This window comes from Amycolatopsis coloradensis (genome assembly GCF_037997115.1).
GTDB lineage: Bacteria > Actinomycetota > Actinomycetes > Mycobacteriales > Pseudonocardiaceae > Amycolatopsis > Amycolatopsis coloradensis_A.
On record NZ_CP150484.1, the window covers coordinates 6,341,210 to 6,362,648 of the forward strand.

Annotated in this window: 29 protein-coding genes and 1 pseudogene; 13 read left to right on the forward strand and 17 right to left on the reverse strand. The window is 67.0% G+C overall.

Annotated features, from left to right (window positions below; all coding sequences use genetic code 11):
• The first annotated feature begins 18 nt into the window (after positions 1-18).
• From LCL61_RS29620 to LCL61_RS29630, 3 genes are all read left to right on the forward strand, one after another.
• A complete protein-coding gene (locus tag LCL61_RS29620; RefSeq protein ID WP_340682800.1) occupies positions 19-882 on the forward strand; it encodes a hypothetical protein in 864 nt (287 codons plus the stop codon).
• Entirely contained in the window at positions 879-1,406 is a 528-nt protein-coding gene (locus LCL61_RS29625) for an NUDIX hydrolase (protein WP_340682801.1), read from the forward strand. The genes LCL61_RS29620 and LCL61_RS29625 overlap by 4 nt, the downstream gene beginning before the upstream one ends.
• A 132-nt stretch (positions 1,407-1,538) precedes the next feature.
• Entirely contained in the window at positions 1,539-2,504 is a 966-nt protein-coding gene (locus LCL61_RS29630; RefSeq protein WP_340682802.1) for an NAD-dependent epimerase/dehydratase family protein, read from the forward strand.
• A 149-nt stretch (positions 2,505-2,653) separates the two neighbouring features.
• Here the strand turns inward: LCL61_RS29630 and LCL61_RS29635 are convergent, their stop codons facing one another.
• From LCL61_RS29635 to LCL61_RS29645, 3 genes are all read right to left on the reverse strand, one after another.
• Positions 2,654-2,869 carry a hypothetical protein gene (locus LCL61_RS29635; RefSeq protein ID WP_340682803.1) on the reverse strand — a complete coding sequence of 72 codons (216 nt, stop codon included), beginning with the start codon at positions 2,867-2,869 and terminating at the stop codon, positions 2,654-2,656.
• 87 nt (positions 2,870-2,956) lie between these two features.
• Positions 2,957-3,166, reverse strand: coding sequence for a hypothetical protein (locus LCL61_RS29640; RefSeq protein WP_340682804.1), 210 nt, complete (start codon positions 3,164-3,166; stop codon positions 2,957-2,959).
• Between the two features lie 175 nt (positions 3,167-3,341).
• Positions 3,342-4,127 carry a serine protease gene (locus tag LCL61_RS29645; protein ID WP_340682805.1) on the reverse strand — a complete coding sequence of 262 codons (786 nt, stop codon included), beginning with the start codon at positions 4,125-4,127 and terminating at the stop codon, positions 3,342-3,344.
• 27 nt (positions 4,128-4,154) lie between these two features.
• Between LCL61_RS29645 and LCL61_RS29650 the strand changes: the two genes are divergently transcribed.
• Positions 4,155-4,610, forward strand: coding sequence for a hypothetical protein (locus tag LCL61_RS29650; protein WP_340682806.1), 456 nt, complete (start codon positions 4,155-4,157; stop codon positions 4,608-4,610).
• Positions 4,611-4,671: 61 nt separating this feature from the next.
• Here the strand turns inward: LCL61_RS29650 and LCL61_RS29655 are convergent, their stop codons facing one another.
• Positions 4,672-5,229 (reverse strand): SMI1/KNR4 family protein, encoded by a 558-nt coding sequence (locus tag LCL61_RS29655; protein ID WP_340682807.1) that lies wholly within the window; start codon positions 5,227-5,229, stop codon positions 4,672-4,674.
• 113 nt (positions 5,230-5,342) lie between these two features.
• On the opposite strand from LCL61_RS29655, the gene LCL61_RS29660 reads away from it, so the two are divergent.
• Positions 5,343-6,125 carry a hypothetical protein gene (locus tag LCL61_RS29660; protein WP_340682808.1) on the forward strand — a complete coding sequence of 261 codons (783 nt, stop codon included), beginning with the start codon at positions 5,343-5,345 and terminating at the stop codon, positions 6,123-6,125.
• Between the two features lie 16 nt (positions 6,126-6,141).
• Here LCL61_RS29660 and LCL61_RS29665 read toward each other — a convergent pair whose 3' ends face one another.
• Positions 6,142-6,663, reverse strand: a complete 522-nt coding sequence (locus LCL61_RS29665) for a CGNR zinc finger domain-containing protein (RefSeq protein ID WP_340682809.1) — start codon at positions 6,661-6,663, stop codon at positions 6,142-6,144.
• Between the two features lie 104 nt (positions 6,664-6,767).
• On the opposite strand from LCL61_RS29665, the gene LCL61_RS29670 reads away from it, so the two are divergent.
• Together LCL61_RS29670 and LCL61_RS29675 are read left to right on the forward strand one after the other, a co-directional pair.
• On the forward strand, positions 6,768-7,655 hold the full coding sequence (locus tag LCL61_RS29670) for an alpha/beta hydrolase (RefSeq protein ID WP_340682810.1): 888 nt from the start codon (positions 6,768-6,770) through the stop codon (positions 7,653-7,655).
• Between the two features lie 44 nt (positions 7,656-7,699).
• Positions 7,700-7,930: a hypothetical protein gene (locus LCL61_RS29675; protein WP_340682811.1), complete on the forward strand. Its 231-nt coding sequence runs from the start codon at positions 7,700-7,702 to the stop codon at positions 7,928-7,930.
• Between the two features lie 8 nt (positions 7,931-7,938).
• On the opposite strand, the gene LCL61_RS29680 is transcribed toward LCL61_RS29675, so the two are convergent.
• The 6 genes from LCL61_RS29680 to LCL61_RS29705 all read right to left on the reverse strand — a co-directional run bounded on the left by LCL61_RS29680 (position 7,939) and on the right by LCL61_RS29705 (position 11,631).
• Complete coding sequence (locus LCL61_RS29680) at positions 7,939-8,700, reverse strand: ABC transporter permease (RefSeq protein WP_340682812.1); 762 nt, start codon at positions 8,698-8,700, stop codon at positions 7,939-7,941.
• An 11-nt stretch (positions 8,701-8,711) separates the two neighbouring features.
• A complete protein-coding gene (locus LCL61_RS29685) occupies positions 8,712-9,476 on the reverse strand; it encodes an ABC transporter ATP-binding protein (RefSeq protein WP_340688705.1) in 765 nt (254 codons plus the stop codon).
• A gap of 121 nt (positions 9,477-9,597) precedes the next feature.
• Positions 9,598-9,924: a DUF1048 domain-containing protein gene (locus tag LCL61_RS29690; protein WP_340682813.1), complete on the reverse strand. Its 327-nt coding sequence runs from the start codon at positions 9,922-9,924 to the stop codon at positions 9,598-9,600.
• 1 nt (position 9,925) lies between these two features.
• Entirely contained in the window at positions 9,926-10,282 is a 357-nt protein-coding gene (locus LCL61_RS29695; RefSeq protein ID WP_340682814.1) for a DUF1048 domain-containing protein, read from the reverse strand.
• Positions 10,279-10,605: a PadR family transcriptional regulator gene (locus tag LCL61_RS29700; protein ID WP_340682815.1), complete on the reverse strand. Its 327-nt coding sequence runs from the start codon at positions 10,603-10,605 to the stop codon at positions 10,279-10,281. The genes LCL61_RS29695 and LCL61_RS29700 overlap by 4 nt, the downstream gene beginning before the upstream one ends.
• 54 nt (positions 10,606-10,659) lie before the next feature.
• Complete coding sequence (locus LCL61_RS29705) at positions 10,660-11,631, reverse strand: GlxA family transcriptional regulator (RefSeq protein WP_340682816.1); 972 nt, start codon at positions 11,629-11,631, stop codon at positions 10,660-10,662.
• A gap of 72 nt (positions 11,632-11,703) precedes the next feature.
• On the opposite strand from LCL61_RS29705, the gene LCL61_RS29710 reads away from it, so the two are divergent.
• Complete coding sequence (locus tag LCL61_RS29710) at positions 11,704-12,516, forward strand: dienelactone hydrolase family protein (RefSeq protein WP_340682817.1); 813 nt, start codon at positions 11,704-11,706, stop codon at positions 12,514-12,516.
• 38 nt (positions 12,517-12,554) lie between these two features.
• A complete protein-coding gene (locus LCL61_RS29715; RefSeq protein WP_340682818.1) occupies positions 12,555-13,052 on the forward strand; it encodes a GNAT family N-acetyltransferase in 498 nt (165 codons plus the stop codon).
• A gap of 21 nt (positions 13,053-13,073) precedes the next feature.
• Here LCL61_RS29715 and LCL61_RS29720 read toward each other — a convergent pair whose 3' ends face one another.
• Positions 13,074-13,850, reverse strand: coding sequence for an endonuclease I family protein (locus LCL61_RS29720; RefSeq protein WP_340682819.1), 777 nt, complete (start codon positions 13,848-13,850; stop codon positions 13,074-13,076).
• Positions 13,851-14,026: 176 nt separating this feature from the next.
• Between LCL61_RS29720 and LCL61_RS29725 the strand changes: the two genes are divergently transcribed.
• The 3 genes from LCL61_RS29725 (at position 14,027) to LCL61_RS29735 (ending at position 16,500) form a co-directional block, all read left to right on the forward strand.
• Positions 14,027-14,458: a PPOX class F420-dependent oxidoreductase gene (locus tag LCL61_RS29725; RefSeq protein WP_340682820.1), complete on the forward strand. Its 432-nt coding sequence runs from the start codon at positions 14,027-14,029 to the stop codon at positions 14,456-14,458.
• 269 nt (positions 14,459-14,727) lie between these two features.
• Complete coding sequence (locus LCL61_RS29730) at positions 14,728-15,117, forward strand: hypothetical protein (protein WP_340682821.1); 390 nt, start codon at positions 14,728-14,730, stop codon at positions 15,115-15,117.
• A gap of 306 nt (positions 15,118-15,423) precedes the next feature.
• Positions 15,424-16,500, forward strand: a complete 1,077-nt coding sequence (locus LCL61_RS29735) for a hypothetical protein (protein ID WP_340682822.1) — start codon at positions 15,424-15,426, stop codon at positions 16,498-16,500.
• Positions 16,501-16,508: 8 nt separating this feature from the next.
• Here LCL61_RS29735 and LCL61_RS29740 read toward each other — a convergent pair whose 3' ends face one another.
• From LCL61_RS29740 to LCL61_RS29750, 3 genes are all read right to left on the reverse strand, one after another.
• Positions 16,509-16,943 carry a VOC family protein gene (locus LCL61_RS29740; RefSeq protein ID WP_340682823.1) on the reverse strand — a complete coding sequence of 145 codons (435 nt, stop codon included), beginning with the start codon at positions 16,941-16,943 and terminating at the stop codon, positions 16,509-16,511.
• On the reverse strand, positions 16,943-17,929 hold the full coding sequence (locus tag LCL61_RS29745) for an aldo/keto reductase (protein WP_340682824.1): 987 nt from the start codon (positions 17,927-17,929) through the stop codon (positions 16,943-16,945). Before LCL61_RS29745 ends, LCL61_RS29740 begins: the two co-directional genes overlap by 1 nt.
• Before the next feature lie 63 nt (positions 17,930-17,992).
• Positions 17,993-18,547: an isochorismatase family cysteine hydrolase gene (locus LCL61_RS29750; RefSeq protein ID WP_340682825.1), complete on the reverse strand. Its 555-nt coding sequence runs from the start codon at positions 18,545-18,547 to the stop codon at positions 17,993-17,995.
• A gap of 61 nt (positions 18,548-18,608) precedes the next feature.
• On the opposite strand from LCL61_RS29750, the gene LCL61_RS29755 reads away from it, so the two are divergent.
• Positions 18,609-20,450 carry a glycoside hydrolase family 5 protein gene (locus LCL61_RS29755; protein ID WP_340682826.1) on the forward strand — a complete coding sequence of 614 codons (1,842 nt, stop codon included), beginning with the start codon at positions 18,609-18,611 and terminating at the stop codon, positions 20,448-20,450.
• A gap of 5 nt (positions 20,451-20,455) precedes the next feature.
• Here the strand turns inward: LCL61_RS29755 and LCL61_RS29760 are convergent.
• A pseudogene (locus tag LCL61_RS29760) lies at positions 20,456-20,859 on the reverse strand (VOC family protein).
• A gap of 5 nt (positions 20,860-20,864) precedes the next feature.
• Entirely contained in the window at positions 20,865-21,434 is a 570-nt protein-coding gene (locus LCL61_RS29765) for a PadR family transcriptional regulator (protein ID WP_340682827.1), read from the reverse strand.
• Positions 21,435-21,439 lie beyond the last annotated feature (5 nt).

The window sequence follows — 21,439 nt, forward strand, 5'->3', positions numbered from 1 at the left end:
AAAGGCGGAAGGCTTCCTGTGGCAGGTTCAGCTCGGCGCGGCACTGGCTGGCTCAGCGTCATCGCGATCGCGACCATCCTCCTCGTCGGGTTGATGCTGTTCTTCGGAGGTCCGGCGACCAGCGTCGCGGGGAAGGACGTCGGCTACATCTCCGGTGACGAGGCGAACGTCCGGCGATGCCCGTCAGTCGAATGCGAGTCGACCGCGACATACCACCGGGACCAGCAGCTGATCATCCTCAAGGCCGATGTCACCGGTGGCGAGTCGCATGGTTCGCGACGATGGCTGGAGATCCGATACGGCGACGAAGTCCGTTACGTGCACTCGTATTTCGTCACCGAAAAGTCGGACTCGCGGGCAGAGACGCTCGAACTCCTGGTTTCCGCGGCGGCCGTGCTGGTCGGTATCGCGATACTCGGTCTCACCGGCTGGCGACGAGGCCAGACCTGGGCGGCCATGAAAGAGAAAACGGCGAACTCCCTACTCGCGGCAGGAACTTTCGCGGCAGGGCTGGTCGTCGGGATCGTCGCCTTTCTCGTCGCCAGTGCCGACGGCCAGTCCAGGGCGGCCTTTCTGTCGAGCGCGCTCGCCAACGTCGGCGCCGGGCTGGTCGGTGCGGCGGTGACCTTCGTTCTTTTCCAGGTCTTTCTCAGCCGCCGAGCGCCTTCACGAGAACAGGTGGTGGAACTGCAGGCACAGTTCTCCGAACTGAGGCATACCCTCGAAGGAACCCGCGCGGCGGCCGCGCCACCTACCGTGCCCGCCCGGCCCGCCGAGGAACAGCTTGGCAGTTCCCGGATCTTGCGCTTGGCTCTCCTGGCGACCGCGGTCGCGTGGATCGTGCGGCAGGCGCGAACCTCCGGCAACTCCTTCCGCCGATGATCGGCTCACACCCAAGGGAGACGGCTGTACTGTCACTACCGAACTCCGGGACAGTTCTCCCGAACCCGAGAATCCGTGTCGCCGCCTACGTCATCCGCCCGAGACCACAGCCTGAACTCCTGATCTTCGAGCACATCGACGTCCCCGAAGCCGGGCAACAAGTCCCTGCCGGAGGAGTGAACTCCAACGAAGACCTCCCGAAGGCAGTGCTGCGGGAAGTCCTTGAGGAAACAGGGTTGGCCGGCGTCACTGTCGTCCAGGCGCTGACGACCGAGGACAGACCCCATCCAGAGACCGGACAACCCCGTCGCACCACGTACTTTCACCTGCTGGCGCCCACCGACACAGCCGATGACTGGATACACCGTGCCGGGGGAACCGGCAGCGACGCCGGAATGAGGTTCGCCTGCCGGTTCCAGCCGCTTCCCCTTCCGCGTCCGCTGACCGACGACCAGGACATCTGGCTCCGGCTGATCGATCCAGCACTGGCCACGCGGCCGCAATCAGGACTGCACCCAAGATGATCTACACCTGCCGGCTGGGCCGAAGCCTGCTGCGCCGGCGCCGACACGCCCAAAAGACTCGACGGCGCATTCAGTCAAGCGGTGCTCGGCAAGACGACAGGCACTTACAGCCCCCGATGAAAGGACAGGCCTGTGAAGGTCCTGGTAGTAGGCGGAACCGGGTTCATCGGACATCACATCGTGCGCGAACTACTGGCACGCGGGCACGACGTCACGGTCCTGGTCCGCACGCCACCCACGAATCTCCCCGCCGCGGTAACGGTCCGACTCGGCGACCTCACCGATCTGTCCGACGATCGACTCGACACGATCGTCGCCGGCCACACGGGCATCGTCATCGCATCGGCCGCCGCCGTCGCCGCACCGCGCGGCACCGACATCGCCGCGTTCTTCCACGACACCAACGTCGCCCCCGTCGTCAGATTGCTCGCCGCCGGATGCCGGGCACAATGCGACCGCGCTGTCATCCTCGGCAGTTTCTACGCCACCCTCCAGCGCGAACAGCCGGCACTCCGCCTGGCCGAACTCAACCCGTACATCGCCAGCAGAATCGAACAAGCCGAGCACGCACGCGCCGCGGTCAACACGGAAACCTCCGTGGCCGTTCTGGAACTCCCCTACGTCGCGGGCACGACCCCCGGCCGGCAATCACCTCTCGCGCCCATGCTGCACAGCCTGTCCATCGGTGACGCAGGCATCTTCGCCTACTCCGGCGCCACCGCCGTGGTCACCGTCACCCAAGTCGCGCGAGCCGCCGTCGCGGCACTGGACCGTCGCGCCAATGGCGACTATCCGATCGTCACCGCGAACCTCGCTTGGGCCGATCTCTTCACCCGCCTCGCAACCGCGAGCGGCCGCCCTCCCCAACGCGTCTGGAAGCTTCACTCACGCGCCATCGAACTCCTGATCCGCTTCGAAGGCGTCCGCCAGCGCCGCCAAGGATTGACCATCGGCTTCCATCCGGCACAGTGGAGCAAACTGCACGCCACCGCCATGATCCTCGACCCGGAAATCGCGCGAGCCGAACTCGGCGTCGAGCCCGACGACCTCCACAACGCGCTCCAAGACTCCGCTCCGGACACTTCACCACAAGGTTGACCGCGGGACATCAGCTCATGCCGACGTCAGGACGGCCGGACGCGTCACCCCTGCCGGCGAACCTCGGCCGTACCGCGGAGGGCGGATCAACTGGAAGTGCCGCTGCAACCGGCGGTCGAATGACCGGTGACCATGGCCTCCGGACAGCGTCAACCCGTCGCCAGCGCCCGCTGCGACACACTGCCGGCGTGCACCGGGGCGATGAACACGCTGCGAGGCGGCGCCGGTCTCTCGTCATCCGGCAGGTCAAGGGCTTCCAAGCCGTCCTGCCATCGCACCCAGTCCTGGACGCACAAGCCCAGCCAGAACTCCACATCGTCGCAGTCGCGGCGGCGGCAACGGTTTCTGCTGCTATCGATCGTCATAGCCCCAAGGAACCCTCCTCCCCCCATTCAGCTCCACACAGTACTGCGACGCCCTGGCCACCCGTTTCACGACATGCCAACGGGTTGCTATCGAACGACGTCGTCCGGCCGAGGTCCCGGAGTTCCCGAACGCGCGTCCAGGGGCACCGTGAGATAGGTGAGATCCGGTTCGACCTGCTCGGCTTGGGCGCCGGCTCGCCGCATCGCGCGAATCATCGCCGTATTCGCTTCCTGGGCGATCGCGACGAGTGCCACGCTGTCGTCGGCGCGCGCGAGGGTGATCAGCCGGTCGAGCAAAGCCGTGCCGATGCGGGTACGCCCGGCTGCCCCTACAGGCGACGCGCGACGCACCCGACGAGCTGACCGCTCGACGCCGTTCTTTGGAAGAGAAGACCACCGACATCGCTCGTCAGGTGTGTCGCGAAAGCCACTTCCGCGGTGCCGAAGGTGGCTTTCGCGACACGCCCCGACATCACGCCACGGTCTGCGTTCGGCTCGTTCGCTCGGCGATCCAGTCCCGGTACACGGTCACATCGGTCCAGATGCCCAGACCGCTGGCGCATTTCGGATCCGCGTCACCATCGCGGCTGGTGGCGCCGACCAGTTCCCACTCACCGGGCCTGCCCTTGATCTGCGGACCGCCGGAGTCGCCGTAGCAGCCCATCGCGTCCGGAGTGTCGGAACCGGTGCAGATCTCCTTGCCCGCGGCGATGGTGCGACAGTCCTCCGCCGGCCTGACCTTGGTGTCCAGTTCCTGGAGGATCTCCGGCGCGCCGCAGTTCTGGTCGGCGCAGTGCTCACCCCAGCCGAGGATCCGGGTCGCCGTTCCCGCGTCGCCCACGGCCTCGGCGATCTTGATCGGCTGCTCGGTCACCGGTTTGTCCAGCCGCACCAACGCGATGTCCTGGCCCAGCGGCTCCTTCCCGGTGAAGTCCGGATGCACGATGATCCGGCTGACCCCGGTCTCGGTGCCCCCGCTGGCGTGCTGCCGCGCCCCGATCCTGGTCCTGATCTGCCCTGGCTGCGCTCCCTGCACGCAGTGCGCCGCGGTCACCACCCAGTCCTCACTGATCAGCGAGCCGCCGCAGAAGTGCCTCCCACCCTGCTGCAACGACACCATGAAGGAGTAATCCTCGGTGGCGTCGTGCCCGCCGATGACGTAGGGCGTCGGCCCGTCAGCCGCCGCGGCGATCCCCGGTACCAGCACCGCTCCCGCCGCGGCCACCCCGATCATCAGTACGCCTGTTTTGCGAAGCATTATCGTGAACTCCCCGTAGACGACGAATTGCTGACAGTCGTCACGCTATGGGGTGATGATCACGGCTGGATCGGCTCATCGGCCGGGTGCACATCAGCCGAATGGCCGACCCAGCGTGACGCCGCATCCGAACAGCGACCCGATCAGCGGACACCTGTCGGCGAACTCGCCGATCGCCGCGGCGAGGCCGACGCACCGGCCGACCTCGGTCTTTTCCACGCGCGCCAGAGGACGACGGCGTGGAGTACGCCGTCTTCACCCTGTACCTCTTCTTCACTCTTCGGCTTGTCCTTCAGCTACGTGGCGGATCTGTACAGGATCACCTTGGCCGCGGGCGAATCGACCCGGGAACTGACGGCCGAAGAAGCGCATACTTGTTCCGAGTCCGCAGTCGCCGGTGCTGGCGTCGCGAAGATCGCCGTCGAGATCGCTGAGACCTCGCTCATCGACGAAATCGTCCAGCATCTCAGTGAACGAGGATGACGAACAGCGCCGAACTGGCTCCGACGACACCGAGGAGCACCTCGGCGCCCGGCTCACCCGTTCAGCAAAGATCGGGGATGACGAGCGTGCCCTCTTCGACCTTGACGTGCCCGGCTTCGACGAGGTCGGCGGCACGGGCGAGAAACGCGGTGAGCGACGGCGCTTTCGGCTCGTCGAGCTCAGGGACGTTGGGGCGGAAAACGACCTGACCGCGGGTGCCACGTTCGCCGGGATCGAGGTCCAGGAAGTGGCAATCGCCCTGGAACGCGAGGAACGGCGGCCAGGATTCCGACCACACCGTCCACCGGTAGCAGGAAGGTTGCTCGACGGGTGTGGCCATGTCGCCGACCACGTCGGTCAGCATCCGGTGCATCTCGACGATCTCGTCGATGGTCGGGAAATGCTCGAAGTTGAGCGGGCCGTTCAACTCGTCGGGGTCGTCCTGGCCCGCCGACACGCTCAGCAGGGCGCACAGATCGGGCGGCAGGTCAAGCCCGGTCTCGGTGGCGAGCCGGTCGAGGTCGCGTTCGGTCGCGCCGGGCAGGAACGGCGCGGCGCCGGGTAGTTCCCGCTCGATCAGACTTTGTAACCGTGCGAACTCGCGGGCGGTCTGGTTCATGACGGCCAGATATTACGCAAGCGCCGGTCTCTGCGGCCGCACGAAAACCCTGGATGACCTTGTTCGGGCCCGCCCAGTAGTCTCCAGCGGACAGTGCGACAGGGGGAGTTATCGTGGCCAGCCATTTCGAGGCGATCGGGATCGGCGTCACCAGTCAGGACGAATTCGGGGAATTGGTGGTCTCCTTGATCAGCGCGGGCACGGCCCGGCAGATCGACAAGAAGACCAGCGAACATGTCTGGACCGACCCTTCCGGCGCCCGGCTGGTCGCGCAGGTTCGCAAGGGCGAGATCGACTTCCTTCTGCCCTGCCTGGCCGGCACGACGACGGCGGTACCGGTGCGCGACGTTCGCCTCGTCGACGCCGAGACCGCGATGCTCGACCTCCTCGACGGCGTCGCCGGGGAGATGATCTGCCCCATCGCGGTCGAACTGGAAGACCGGGCGGTCCTCGCCAACGCCGGCGGGCGGCTCGAGTCCGGCTCCCTGGTGCTGACGGCTCTCGCCGAAGACGTCACCGTGCACGCCGACGCCGATGCCTACGCGGCCTCCCAGGACGACGACGGACTGAAATTCGCAGCCGACCACTTCATCCCGTCCGGCACCTTCGCGCTCGAGGAGCCCTCGCCCGACTGGACGCCGTCCGCCCACGCGCTGTTCGCCGGCGAGGTCGTCGAGGCCGAAACTCCCGTGAATACGGTCACTGGCAAGGTATTCCATCGGATCCGGGTCCGCACCATCGCCGCGATCGAGCTCGACGTCGCCATCGCGGCCACCGAACTGGAGCAGCCGCCCGCGCGCGGCAACATCGTGACGGGGACCTTCTTCCTGACCGGAAGGTTGGGACTACAGCCTGCCGACACCGAGGAGAAACGGCGCCGCTGGTTCCGGCGGTAGCCCTCGAAGGCGGGCGCTAGGCCGACCGTTCGCGGCGATAGTGACGAGCGGCCTTCGCCCGGTTGCCACAGGTTTCCATGGAGCACCATCGCCTGGTGCCGTTGCGGGTCGTGTCGTCGAAGTACAGCGTGCACACCGGATACGCCGAGCATCGCTTGATCCGTTCCGGGCGCGTGCGAAGCAGGGTCAAGTAGCCGTATGCCGCGAGCCATGCCGGTCGCCAGGCCGCTTCCTCGACCTCGACCACTTCTTCGGGGCCGCCTTGCCGCAGCTCCGGCCGCAAACGTCCGCGCGCCAGGACCTCGTTCAGCGCGCGTTCGGCGGAAACGCCGGGGCTTTCGAGCACCTCGCGCAGGACGGAACGCGTGTGACGCAACGGTTCCTCCGCTCCCGGCGCATCCGGGAGGCCTCGCTCGGCCAGCCAGGCGCCCACCCCGCCGGGTTCGTCGAAGACGTCCCGCTGCTCACCACGGTCGGGCCACGTGGTGTTCAGCAGGTCCAGGGCGATCGGCTCGCCGACCAGGGGGCGTTGGAGCACAGCGTCATCCTACCCTCCGTCAGCCGCTTGACAGGTTAGGTCGCCCCATGCTTACCTCTAACCGTTCAAACTAATTTAGACAGTTAGAGCAAGGAGCACCTGGCATGCCTGAAGCAACCCGGTCCGCCGACGAGGTCTTTCACCGCACGGCGACCATCGACGGCCGCAGCGTGTTCTACCGGGAAGCCGGCGACCCCACCGCGCCCACCGTGCTGCTGCTGCACGGTTTCCCCACGTCGTCGCACATGTTCCGCACGTTGATCCCCGCGCTGGCCGACCGCTATCACGTCATCGCCCCCGACCACGTCGGCTTCGGGTACTCGGACGCCCCGCCCGTCGATCGGTTCGACTATTCGTTCGAGAACCTGACAGCGATCACCATGGGGCTCATCGACGCGCTCGGCCTGGACCGTTTCGCCCTCTACATCCAGGACTACGGGGCACCCATCGGGCTCCGCATCGCGAGCCGCCACCCGGAGCGGGTCAGCGCGCTGCTGGTGCAGTCCGGCAACGCCTACGTCGACGGCTTCACACCGTTCTGGGATGTGCTGTTCGCGCACGCCAAGGACCGCGAAACCCACGAAGAAGCCGTGCGCGAACTCCTGGAGCCCGCGGCGACCCGCTGGCAGTACACCCACGGCGTCCCCGCCGACCGGCTGGACCGGCTCACCCCGGACACCTGGACCCTCGACCAGGCCCTGCTCGACCGCCCCGGCAACAAGGAGGTGCAACTGCAGCTGTTCTGGGACTACCAGTTCAATCTCGACGTCTACCCGGCCTTCCAGCAGTACTTCCGCGACCACCGTCCGCCGACGCTCATCACCTGGGGCGAGCACGACGAGATCTTCGGCGCCGACGGAGCCCGCGCGTTCCTTCGAGACCTGCCCGACGCCGAACTGCACCTTCTCGACGCCGGGCATTTCGCCCTCGAAACGCACGGCCCGGAGATCGCCACCCTGATCCGGGACTTCCTCGACCGCACCTCGCGCTGACCGCCCGGCACCGCCGTATCCTCGAGGCGAGGCGGAGGTGGGAAGTGACGGACGAACAGCTGCTCATCGAATTCGCGCTGACCCGCATGGACCATCCCGAACTCGACCTCGAGGAAGTGGCGACGCTGACCGTCCGGCGCCTTGGTGAGGACCGGATGCTGGACTTCGCCGGACGCACCCTCGTCAGCCGCGGCGAACTACGCGGAGCCGCGTTCCCGGCCGCGGTCGAACACGTGCTCCGCGTGGTCCTCACCTTGCGCGGCCCGGACGACTGACCGGCAGGTCAGGAGATCTTGCGCCGGTAGGTGATCGTGGCGAAGAAGTACGCGACGACGAGAAGGCCGGCACACCAGGCCAGGGCGATCCAGATGTCGTCGCCGACCGGTTGCCGGCCGAACAGGGCACGGATGGCGTTGACGATCGACGTCACCGGCTGATGTTCCGCGAAGGCGCGCACGGGGCCCGGCATGGTGGCGGTGGGCACGAACGCCGAGCTGAGGAAGGGCAGGAAGATGAGCGGGTAGGAGAACGCGCTCGCCCCGTCGACGGATTTCGCGGACAGGCCGGGAATGACGGCCAGCCACGTCAGCGCCAGGGTGAACAGCAGCAGGATGCCGGCGACCGCGAGCCAGGTCAACACACCCGCCCCCGAACGGAAGCCCATGAGCAAGGCGACGCCCACGACGATGACCAGCGAGAGCAGATTGGCGGCCAGCGAGGTCAGGACGTGCGCCCACAACACGCCCGAGCGCGCGATGGGCAGCGATTGGAATCGCTCGAAGATCCCGCTCTTCATATCGGTGAAGAGCCGGAGCGCGGTGTAGGCGACACCCGACGCGACCGTGATCAGCAGGATGCCGGGCAGCATGTAGTTCACATACGAATCCGTCCCCGTTTCGATCGCGCCGCCGAAGACGTAGACGAACATCAGCATCATGGCGACCGGCATCATCGCGGTCGTGATGATGGTGTCCATGCTGCGCGTGACATGTTTCATCGAGCGTCCCAACAGGACGGTCGTTTCACCGAAGAAATGTTCGCTCATCGTCTTCTCCCCTACTTGCCCGCGCCGACGATGGCCAGGAAGACGTCCTCGAGAGACGGCTGTTTCTCGACGTATTCGACCTCGGCGGGCGGGAGCAGCCGCTTCAGTTCGGCGAGCGTGCCGTTCACGATGATCTGTCCTTTGTGGAGGATCGCGATCCGGTCGGCGAGCTGTTCGGCCTCGTCCAGGTACTGCGTCGTCAGCAGTACCGTCGTTCCGCGGGCGGCGAGTTCCTTGACCGCGGCCCACACCTCGACCCGCGCCTCGGGGTCGAGCCCGGTGGTCGGCTCGTCCAGGAAGATCACCGGCGGATTCCCGATGAGGCTCATGGCGATGTCCAGCCGACGGCGCATCCCGCCCGAATACGTCGACACCTTCCGCGTGCCCGCGTCGGTCAGCGAAAACCGGGCCAGCAGATCGTCCGCGATCTTGCCCGGCCGCTTCACCTGCCGCAGCCGGGCGACCAGCACGAGGTTCTCGCGCCCGCTGAGGATCTCGTCCACGGCGGCGAACTGTCCGGTGAGGCTGATGCTTTCCCGCACGTTCGCCGGTCGCGTGGCGACATCCCAGCCATCCACACTCGCCGTCCCCGCGTCCGCCTTGAGCAACGTGGACAGGATTCTCACGACGGTGGTCTTGCCGGCCCCATTGGAGCCGAGAAGGGCGAAGATGCTACCCCTCGCCACCTCGAAATCCACGCCCCGTAGGACATGCAGGGCCTTGTACGACTTCTCCAGGCCCCGCACCCGGATCGCCTCGGTTTGCCGCGCAGCCATCATCAAGCCCTTCTCGTAGCAGTACTTAGTGACACTGACTAGTGGTGGCGCAAGGGTGCCAGTTCGCCGTCACCACTGACGGCATGACCACACCGAACCGCCCCGAGAGCGGTACTGGGCCTTACTTCCCGGCCGTGCCGGATCGCCCGTCGAGGGACTCCTGATAGACGTCCGCGTAAGTGGGTGTGTCCTTGATCAGCTCGTCACAGAAGGCGGCGACGTCTTCACCGATGACCTCCAGCACCCCCTTTCCGGACGCGGCTCCTTCCTCGAAGAAGTCCACGATCCCGGACAGCAGGGGCCCGTCGGCCAGATCGACCGGCCCCACCTTGAAAAGGTACTTCTGCATCTCCTTGTAGACGATCCGATAGTCCGGCGGGAGCGCCTTGACCCGCGCCACGTGCGCACGCCACTGCTTCTTGCCCTCGATGATGTCCTGGATGCCCACGTCAGCCTCCCAGCTGCTTCAGTTTCCTGGCGACGTTCCTGTTCAGCTGCTGACGCCAGCGGTCGCGATAGCCACGGCCACGCTCCCCGCCGGCCAGCGCCGCACAGAAGCCCTCGATGTCGTCACCCAGCACCTCGCGGGCACTCTGCGCGTCCGCCGCCGTTTCCTCGAGCAACCCCAACGCGCCGTCGAGGATCGGCATCAGATTCCGGCCGGTGAAGTCCGAATAGGACGAAAGATGCCCGGTGATCTGTTCCCACGCCGCCCGATGGTCGGCGGGCAAGGCCCCGACCCGGACCTCGAAGGCCTTCCATTCCCTGGTGAGATCGCTGCCCGTGATGGTGTCCCAGAACTTCATTTCCCGCCCTCCTTGAGCTTGTCGATCCGCGACGTGACGTACTCCCACTTCGCCCAGAACCTCGCGAGCTCCTCGCGCCCCGCGTCGTTGAGCGCGTAGAACTTACGCGGCGGCCCCTGCTCGGACGGCCGTTTCGTCACCTGGACCAGTCCGTTCTTCTCCAGCCGCAACAGGATCGCGTACACCGTCCCCTCGACCACTTCCGCGAAACCGAGCTCGTTCAACCGGCGCGTGATGGCGTACCCGTAGGTCTCCTCACCACCGACGATCTCCAGCACACAACCCTCGAGCGTGCCCTTCAGCATCTCGGTCAGACCGTCCATCGCGCCCCTCTTCGACTCCCGGTAGTCAGTGTCACTGACTACCACTACAAAGTATCACAGAGTACTGGGGTCGCGGCGGAAGGCGGCCCGATAGTCACCAGGCCGCCTTCCTGTGTGCTTCGCGAAAAGCGCCGCGAACGTCCCCGGATCCCGATACCCGACGGCGGCGCAGATTCCGGCGACCGTCCGATCCGTCGTTTCGAGGAGATGCCGGGCGCGCCGGACACGTGAGGAATGCAGGTATTCGAGCGGCGTCTGTCCGGCCTCCTCCGCGAAGCGCCGCAGCAACGTCCGGGTGCTGACGTTGAAACGTCCGGCCAAGGCGGCGAGGTCGTAACGAACGGTCAGGTTCTGGTCCAGCCATCGCATGACCCGACGGGAAAACGCGTTGCCGGGCTGCGGCAGGAGGCGCGTGTCGACGTACGGCGTCTGCGACGACCGCGCGTCGTCGACCAGTGCCACCCGTGCCGTCGTCCGTGCCACTTCGGCGCCGCTGTGCTCACGGATCAGTTCGAGCGCGAAGTCGTACATGGCGCTGAACGCCGCCGTCGTCGTGACTCCCCTGTCGGTCACGACGAGACGCTCGGGCCGGACTTCGGTTTCGGGGCACCGCTGAGCCAGTTCGTCCGCGAAGAGCCATGAGGTGGTGGCGCGGCGATGGTCGAGCAGGCCGGCCGCGGCCAGCAGGAACGCGCCGACGCAGAGCGAGACGACGACGTCGCCCGCGGCGGCGTGCGACCGGATCGCTTCGATCTCCGGTGCGAGGTTCGCGATCTTCGCGTCGATGTCCTGTCCCGGCGTGAGCTCGAACCCCGGGACGACGAGGACGTCGACTTCACGCAGCGGCGAGACGGTCACCACGACACCGCCCGACGCCGAGACCCTGCGACGAGGGGAAACGACGAAAACCTCATATCCGGCGTGGTCCGGACCCGCGACGTGCGTGGCCATCGTCAGGAGATCGGGAACACCGAACACCTCGGACGCGAAGCAGCCAGGGTAGGCGAGGACTCCCACTCGCAGCATGTGGCGAGATTACCCCGATATCCGGCGATCTGGCCTCTCCCTCCGCAGACCGCGCCGGTCGAAGCTTTCGTCATGCGTGGACACCTGGACGATGCCATCACCGACTTCTCACACCGGCTCGTGGAGGTGGACGGCGTGACGAAGACGGTTCACGTCGCGGGATCCGGGCCCGGAGTGGTACTGATGCCGGAAATGCCCGGCATCAGTCCTGACGTCCTTCGGTTCGCGCGGTGGGCGCGAGACGCCGGCTTCACCGTCTACGTTCCCTCGCTCTTCGGGCGCGACGGCGCCTATCCCACCGCGGAGGCAGGCGAGGAGGTGGTCCGCCGCGCTTGTGTCAGCGCCGAATTCCGCGCGTTCGCCGGAGGCGGCACCAGCCCCGTCACGCGGTGGCTGCGGGGGCTCGCGCGGATCGCCCACGCCGAATGCGGCGGCCCCGGGGTCGGCGCGATCGGCCTGTGCTTCACCGGCAACTTCGCCCTCACCATGGCGCTCGAACCCGCCGTCATCGCCCCCGTGGTCAACCACCCTTCGCTACCCCTGGACGACCCGGGCGCGCTCGAACTCGCCGAAGAGGACGCGATCGAGGTCCGGGACCGGATCGCGCGCGACGGCCTGAAGGTGCTCGCCTATCGCTTCGACGGCGACCGCTGGTGCACCGGACAGCGGTTCGCCGCCTACCGGGCACTCCTCGGTGACGCTTTCGACGGACGGGTGCTGCCGGACAGCGCCGCGAACACCGACCCTCCCCCGTTTTTCCGTGACCTGGTGGGCACGCCGCACAGCGTCGTCACCGCCCATCTCGTCGACTCCGCCGGGAATCCCACACTGCGCGCGAGGGACGAGATCCTCGCCTTCCTCGCCGACCGGCTGACGACCCGGTAGAACGGTGAGGCGACGAGATCGGCCGAGAGGAGAACGCCATGTCCGAGCCGCGCCGAGCCCACGTCTCCGACCACAGCGCGATCGTCGACCGGGTCCAGCGGTGGTGGGGCGACTCGCGCACCCCCGCCCAGGCCCGCGAACTTTCCCTGCTGCTCCCCAGGCTGTTCCTGCAGTTCTTCTCCGGCACGAGCCTGGTCCTGGAGGACGAAACCGGAATCAGGGCGTTCCTCGTCGGCTTCCACTCCCCCGACGACGACGCCGGGGCGTACATCCATTTCGTGGGTGTGGACCCCGAACTTCGTGGGCAGGGGACGGCCCGCCGCCTCTACACGACATTCTTCCAGCGCGCCGCCGAGGCGGGCCGCACGGAAGTCCGTGCGATCACCTCGCCGGGGAACGCCGGATCCATCGCCTTTCATCGCGCCATGGGGTTCGCCCTCGAACCAGGGGATCGAGAGGTCGGCGGTCTCCCCGTGCACAACGACTACGACGGTCCCGGCCAGGACAGGGTTTGCTTCTTCAGGAGAATCGCCTAGAACAGACTTACAGGACAGCGTCTAGCCGTAGATGGAGGCCGCCCATTCCGGATGGTCGATGAACGGGTTGCGGTTGTGCTGGAACTGGTCGTAGATGACCTGGTTACGGCGCTGCTCGGTGGCGTCGGGCGGGTCCTGGGTGTGCCAGCTCAGCAGGACCGAGATCCGGCCGATGTGGGGTTTGGACCCGTTGTCGACGGCGTCGTTGGGTTCGAGGTCGGGGAAACCGTCGGTGCCGTCGTACCGGACGCCCATGTACAGGATCATGCGGGCCACGTCGCCCTTGACCGCGTCGCGCGGCTCGAACGAGTCGTCATCGGTCAGGCTCCCGGGCGCTTCCTCGACCGGAGAACCACCGGCGTCGAAGTCCTTGCTCCCGCGCGTGCTGTTGACCGACGCGTCTTCCGCGCGCAGGTGGTGCAAGTCGGTACCGGGCCCGACCGCCGTGCCGAAGTCACCGTGCGACTTGGCCCAGACGTGTTCCCGGTTCCAGTCGTCGACTCCCCCGCCGTTGGCCGTCTTCGCCTGCGAGCGGCCGCTGTAGAGCAGTACGACGTTCGCCTTGTTGGCCGGATCCTCGTCGGTGGCCCTGATCCCGTCCCACACCTGTTCGTACGTCAGCTTGGTGTTGGTACTGATGATCTTGTGCAACGCCGCCTTGAGCTCGGGGCCGGTCTTGCCGAGTGCGTCCTGGTAGTAGTCGTCACCGGACGGACCCGCGAGGGTCGGCGACGCGAAGGCGATCCCCGCCCCGACGCCGAGCGCGAGTACGACAGAGATTCGGCGGGCTGGCCGCATGGACAGTTCCTCTCCCCAGAGGCGCCGGCCCGGATCGTCGTCTGCTCCGCCACAACCCCGGCAACGCACTAGTCGTACAGTTGGAAAAATACTGTCATAAGTGTCAAGGGGCGGCACCAGGTGACATCCGCGGTCGGTCACGCGACAATCGTCGTCCTGACTCACTGGAGGGCCTTGTGGCTGAGCTGAGCGAGCAGATCCGCGACTGGGTCGCGGCACCGAGGTTCTGGCACCTGGCCACGGTGAACCTGGACGGTTCTCCCCAGGTTTCCGCCATGTGGATCGACCTCGAAGGCGACCACATCGTGTTCAACACCGCCGTCGGCCGGGTGAAGGAGGAGAACCTGCGCCGCGAGCCTCGGGTGTCGTTGTCCTGCCTGGACAACGAGAATCCCTACGACCGGGTCGTGATCCACGGCCGGGTCGTCGAGTTCGTCGAAGGCGACGAGGCGGATCGGTGCATGGACCGGCTGGCGAAGAAGTACGTCGGAACCGACCGTTTCGAATGGCGGATCCCGGAAGAACGGCGGGTCAAGGTCCTCGTCGAGCCGACCCGCGCTCGCCATGTCGTCGGCGTCGAACCTTTCCGGCGCGGACATCAGCCGTAGGACACCCGGTCACGACGCAGTTCTGTCCATTTCGGACACACAGTAGCCCGAACTCCGCGAACGAAACGGTGCTCTCGCGAGTGACGTCGTTCTCGATCGTCACGGTAGCCGTGGTCGCGTCGAGCAGGACACTGAGGTCATGGTCGGCCTCCGGCCGGAAAGATATCGCTTCGAGACCCGAACGGCGCAACCGAGGGAATGGCTCACTACGTCCACGTCACATGAAATGGATCGCGGTGTGCCTTCTACTGGTCGTGGCGGGATGCGGCGTGGGCACGGGCAAAGGGCAGGTGGAGCTCGAGACCTTCACGGCACTCGGCTCAGCCCGCGGGCTGGCGGGCTTGGAACCCGCGGAGCTGGGAACGGCCGACGCACAGGATCTCCAGCGAACCCTGGAGCGCGCCAAGATCTCGAACCTGGACGAAGCCCGTGCCGCCTTGTCGTTCGCGTCGCCGGCCGACCGGCGCGGTTTCGCCTTCGTCATGCCCGGTTGCGCCGAGGACGGCGCGGAACTGACCGTCGAAGGCGATACGTTGAACGTCAACCTCACCGGCGGGGAAAACGTCAACTGCGCTACGGCGAACTACTTCCTCACCGTTTTTTCCGTCGAACGTGACTCGATCCCGGCGACACCGAAGTTGTCGACGATGCGCCGTTGACCCGTGTCCTGTGAGTCTGTTCGAGGATGATGACGCGATGGCGAGTTCGGCCTGGGAGCAGGCGGCGCTTCTGGCGTAGGCCTCGGCATCGAATTCGGGCTGTCCGGTCGTCGCGTTCTGGGCTGACGCAGCCGATCGACCAATCACCGCACCGGAAACCCGGCTCGGCCACTTACAGAACAAGCTCTCGTTGCTTTTAGCGTAGTCGCCGCTTCGCGCTCAACTCACCCGTCAGCGGTAAATGCACTCGTTCATCGTGACTTAAAATTACGAACACTTGTTCGATTGTTCAGGTATTATGGAGAGGTGTCCGAGACCTTCCTTCCCGAGTTGCCGCAGGAACTGTGGCGTGCCGGCAAGCTGGAGCTTGCCCATGGCGTGCAACAGTCTTTGCAGGTGATTCGGATGGCGACCGCCGGATTGGGGCAATTCCTGGCGGAGATCGAGTCTCGTGGTGCGAAAGACTTGTACGGCTATGGCCGCACGGCCAACTGGTTCGCCGATATGGCGGGGTTGTCGATCGGTGAAGCGCGTGCGGTGGTGAACCGGGCCATCGCGCTGAACCCCACCCGCGCGTTGGACGGCACCGAGGTTCCGCCTGTGGCTCCCGCGACCGCCGTGGTGGCGGCAGAGGAGTTGGTCGGTGATGAGCGGATCGAACCCGCCAAAGCACGCTTTCCTCTGTCGCGGAACACCTTTCACGACAACCGTAAGATCCTCGAAAGGGTCGGAACCCACTCCGGAAACACCTCGTCGGATCGCCGATCCAGATCCGTACGAAAGGTGAATCCGATGACCTGTCCAGGCCTGCCCGACCAGCAGAACACCCAGTCTTCGACCGTCAAGCCCGGAGTGGCCATCGGGATCCTGGTCGCGGTGATCGCGCTGGTCGCCTTCTGCGTCACCGGTTTCGCCGCGCCCGGTTTCCTGCTCCGCAAAGGGCCCGGGATCTCGTTGCCCGCCCCGCTCAGCAGCCCGACGACCAGCTCTTCACCCACGAGCACCATGGAAAGCCCGACCAGCACCAGGGTCAGCCGTCCGAGCCGCCCGCGGATCACCATCACCAGGCGCCCGGCGCGGCCGCCCGAGAAGGGTATTCAGGTGATCGCGGACTTCCTCGCCAAGATCGCCGCCGGGGACAAGCCGTCGGCGATCACGCTCGCTTGCGAGGCGCAGAAGAGGTTCATGGACGACAAGATCGATTCTCTTCTCCCGCTGGGTTCACACGTTCAAATAACGACCACCGGCGGGACGGCCAAGTTCGTCTTGGCCGACGTCGCCGGAGTCGTCAAAGGACGGTCCGCCAAGGGCACCGTGATCGCGGACCGCACGGAGGACGGCGGCTTCTGCATCACGACGTTCAGCATTCGCGACGCGCGCTGAACGTGACCTCAGTCGAGACAGAACTCATTGCCCTCGATGTCCTGCATCACGATGCAGGACTCGTTCTCCCCGTCGGCGAGCATGACCCGCTCGCAGACCGCACCGAGCGCCTCCAAGCGGGTGCGTTCGGCCTGGAGGGCGGCGAGACGCTCTTCCCCCACGAGCCCGGTGCCCGCCCGCACGCAGAGATGCACCCGGTTCTTGACGACCTTGCCTTCGGGGACACGCTGGAAGTACAGCCGCGGGCCCACCCCGGTGGGGTCACTGCAGACGAAGCTGGCGTCCTGTTTCTCGGGCGGCAGCGTGCGGGTGTGGTCGTCCCAGGTGGCGAACCCCTCCGGCGGCGACGGCACGACGTACCCCAGCACCTCGCACCAGAAACGGGCGAGACGCTCGGGTTTCGCGCAGTCGAAAGTGACCTGGACCTGTTTCACCGACACCATCAGACCACCCTAGTCGCTGTCGAACCGATCAAACCCGCGGCGCGCAGATCGGCCCAGACCTGTGCGGGCACCTCCGCGGCGAAGGACTCCACGTTGCGTCGTACCTCTTCGGCGGACCGCATCCCGACCGCGATGCCGGCGACGGCCGGGTGCTGGAGCGGGAAGGCCATGGCCGCTTGGGGAAGCGTCACGCCGTGCGCCTCGCACACGTCGGCGATCCGGTTCGCCCGCTCCACGACTTCCGGTGATGCGGTCTCGTAGTCGAAGTGCGCTCCCGCAACAGGCCTCGGCACGGCGAGCAGCCCGGAGTTGAAGACCGACGCCGCGATCACCGAGACACCGCGTTCCTCGCACGCGGGCAGGAAGGTGTCGAGCGCGCTGTGCTCGAGCAGCGTGTGGCGGCCGGACTGCATGATCACGTCGACATCGGTCTCCTCGACCAAAGTGGTCAGCATGGCCGTGTCGTACATACCGGCGCCGATCGCGCCGACGATCCCTTCCGACCGCAGTTCCGCGAGGGCCGGGTAGCCGTCGCGCATCGCGTCGTCGAAGTACTCCTCGGCGTCGTGCAGGTACAGCACGTCGATCCGGTCCAGGCCCATCCGCTCCAGGGAATCCTCGACGCTGCGCCGGATCCCGTCGCGCGTGAAGTCGCGTACCCGGCGATGCGTCGCGGGGACGTGGAAGCCCGCCGGATCCCTTTGCCCGTCCGCATCCTGGGGTACCAGCAAGCGGCCGACCTTCGTCGACAGGACGAAGGAATCACGCGGCAGCGAGCGCAGAAACTCGCCGATGCGGCGTTCGGAATGCCCGATCCCGTAATGCGGTGACGTGTCGTAGTACCGGATCCCGCCGTCCCAGGCCGCGGCCAGCGCCCCCGCCGCGGTCTCGTCGTCCAGTGGCGCGAACAACCCGCCGAGCGGCCCACCGCCGAAACCCAGCCGCGTCACCTCGACATCGGTGCGCCCGAGTCGCCTCGTCTCCATAACCGGCCCCCTTGATCAGGTCAGCGACCACGGTGCCACATCCGGGCGATCCGGTCCCGCGATTTATTCGCCGCCGGCGAGCCACTCCGCACACGAGACGACCTCGAAGCCGCGACTCGGGAACACCTTGTCGACGAAGAAGCCGTGCATCGCCGGATCGCCGTCGGCGCAACCGTCGCGCAGCACGGTCACGTGATAGCCGCGGTCCGCCGCGTCGTAGGCCGTCGCGGCGACCATGGCGCTGGTCGCGACTCCGGCGATCGCGACCGTGTCGACCCCCCTGGCGCGGAGCACCAGATCGAGATCCGTGCCGGCGAACGCGCCGGCACGGCGTTTCAGCACGACCACGTCCTCGTCGGCGACCGGCAGATCGATCTCCGTCCCGGCCGAACCCTCGTGGAAGGTGTCCCCCGCGCCGTGGAACGACTCGAACAGCGCGTTCCCGGGCGGCAGGTCCGCCCCGTTGCCGCGGAGTGCGAAGTGGACGAACACGATGAGCGCCCCGGCCGCACGCGCACGCGGCAGCAAGCTCTTGATCGGCGGCAAGACTGTTCCGGTGAACGGGTAGGTGCCCGTGATACCTCGCTGGAGGTCACCGATGATCAGCGCGGTGGTCATGCACGGAAGCTACCCGATCGTCCGTATACAACCGGCCGCGCGACTGGCTAGCCTCCGGCGGGTGAGGATCAAGAGTGTGCTGCTCGCCGTCCTGGTGACCGCCGGAATCGTGATTCCCCCGCCCGCCGTCGCCACGGCGGACCCGTCGGATTGGGTGGCGCCGCTGAGCACGCGCGGCCGCTACATCGTCGACGCGGCGGGCGACCGGTTCAAGCTGAAGGCCGCCAACTGGCACGGCGCGAGCGGTACGTGGACCGGCTCGGGCGACGTGAACGATCCGGCCGCGCACCACGCCGGTGAGATCGCCTACCAGACTCCGCTCGGGCTGGACCGGGCCTCGATCGACACGATCATCGACGGGCTGGCGGAGCTGGGCCTGAACAGCGTCCGGCTTCCCTTCTCCAACGCGATGATCCACGACACCAGGCCGGTCCCCGACCTCCCGGCGAACCCGGAGCTGCGCGGCCTCACTCCGCTGCGGGTCTACGACCGCGTCGTCGCGCGGCTGACCGCGCGCGGGTTCGCGGTGATCCTCAACAACCACACCACGACCTCCCGCTGGTGCTGTGGCCTCGACGGCAACGAGCGCTGGAACACCGCGCAGACCGAACAGCAGTGGCAGGACGACTGGCTGTTCATGGCGCGCCGCTACGCCGCGAACAAACGGGTGGCCGGCGCCGATCTGTACAACGAGGTCCGCCGCAACGTCTTCGACGATCCCAATTGGGGCTGGGGAAACGGCACGGACTGGCAGCGCGCGAGCCAGCGGGTGGCCGACCGCATCCTGACCGAGGCCAATCCCGACCTGCTGCTCATCGTCGAGGGCATCAACTGGACCGGCCTGCCCGTGGACGGCCTTCCCCACGGAAGGCCGACGCTGGAGCCGGCCCGCACGCTCTCGCATACGCTCGTGGACTCCGGGAAACTGGTCTACTCCGCACACTTCTACGGGTACACCGGTCCGAACCATTCCGGGGCGACCGGCACCGGCGAGACCCACGACCCGCGCTACCGCGAACTCTCGCCGCAAGAACTGCGTGATGTCCTTTACCGGCAGGCGTTCTTCGTCTCGGCGGAGACCGGCAAGCACTACACCGCGCCGCTCTGGATCAGTGAGTTCGGCGAAGGACGTCACACCACCGACGCGGCGAGCCGAGCCTGGTTCGAAAACTTCGTCGGCTACCTCGCGGAGACCGACACCGACTTCGCCTACTGGCCCGCTGTCGGATTCCACGAAGGCAGCACGGGCAACGGCTGGTCCTTGCTCTCGTGGGACGCGTCTGGCCGACGCGTCGACGTGCTCGACGGCACGGACTGGCGTGGCCCCGCGTGGCGACGGCTGGTGAACGCGCCATCCCGCACCGGATGGATCCCCGAGACCGAACGCTGGTCGATGCTGAACCTCGACTACGCGGATTTCCAGGCCTCGCGCAAGGTTCGCGCGATGACGGACTGGAATCCGGGCGCGCGCAAGGGAGCATGTCCCGACGGCCAGCGCCTCACCGGTCTTTCCCATACCGGGAACCGGGGCCTCTGCACCGGCAGGCTCGCCGCCCCGGCGGGCTACGCCGTGGTCCGCGGGGAGACCTATGTGGACACCGACTGGGCGTCCGGCTACACCAAGGTGCAGTGCCCGCCCGATCACGCCGCGGTCGGCTACAGCGTCACCGGCTCGGCGTTCTCCGCACTCCTGTGCGGCAGATCCACCACTCCACTCGGTCGGACCGGCCGGACCGTCTGGTTCGACCGCGGCGACAACCGGCCGTCCGGGAGCCCCGGCGGTGACTTCGCGTCGGGCCACTACAAGGGCCAATGCGCTCCGGGCGAATACGTCGCCGGTGTCGCGTACACCGGGCGCCTCGGCTCGAATCGCACTCCCGACGCGCTGCTCTGCCGCGCCTGACGCGTTCAGGCTACGAAGACGCAGAACGGATGCCCCGCCGGATCCGCGTAGACGCGCATGGGTTCTTCCGGGTCTTCGCTGCGGTCGTACCGGAGCCGCCCGCCGAGTTCGAGGACGCGGGTGTGCTGCGCCTCGAGCTCCTCGACCGAGTCCACGGTCAGGTCCAGGTGCAGTTGCCGGGGCACCGGTTCTGCGTCCGGCCAGCTCGCTTCTTCCAGCCGGTCGCCCTGCTGGAACGCGAGTTGCGCCCCGCCGTCCGGGTTTCGCAGGACCAGCCAGTCCTTGTCCTCGGTGCCGGGCGGGGGCGCTTCGTCACCAGCAGGCGCCGGTAGAACTCCGCCAGCCCACGGGCGTCCGTGCAGTCCAAGACCACCTGACGGAACTTCGGACCCGTCTTCCGCTCGACCAAACCGATCACCTCTCCTCACTCGCGGCCGCGCGCCGGTCGAGCACCGCGAGAACCTGTTCACACCAACGAACGTTCTCCTGTTCGAACGCGATCCCGCGGGCGAGGGTCAGATACGGCCCGACACGGGGAGCGGTGGCGAGGAACTCCGCTTCGGCGGACTCGCCGAGCAGACGCTCACGAAGGCGCTCGAAGCGTTTGAGCTTCGTCTCGGCGATGGACATCCTGTCCGCGACGGCGCGCCGGACCTCCTTGTCGTCGCCTGCCTCGAGGGCTTGGACCTGGACCAGCAGCTCGTCGCGGATCGCGGTCGGCTTCGGTACCCGGGTGGTGAACGCGGCGAGCTCGGCCGCGCCCGCGTCGGTCAAGGAGAAGAGTCGCTTGTTGGGACGCCGTCGCTGTTCGACGACTCGCGCCGCCACCAGGCCCTGCGACTCCATTTTGTCCAGTTCGCGGTAGAGCTGCTGTGGTGTCGCGGTCCAGAAGTTGGAGACCGACGCGTTGAAGCTCTTCGCCAGGTCGTAGCCCGAGGACTCGCCGTCCAGGAGCGTCGCGAGGATCGCGTTCCGCAGCGCCATGGCGC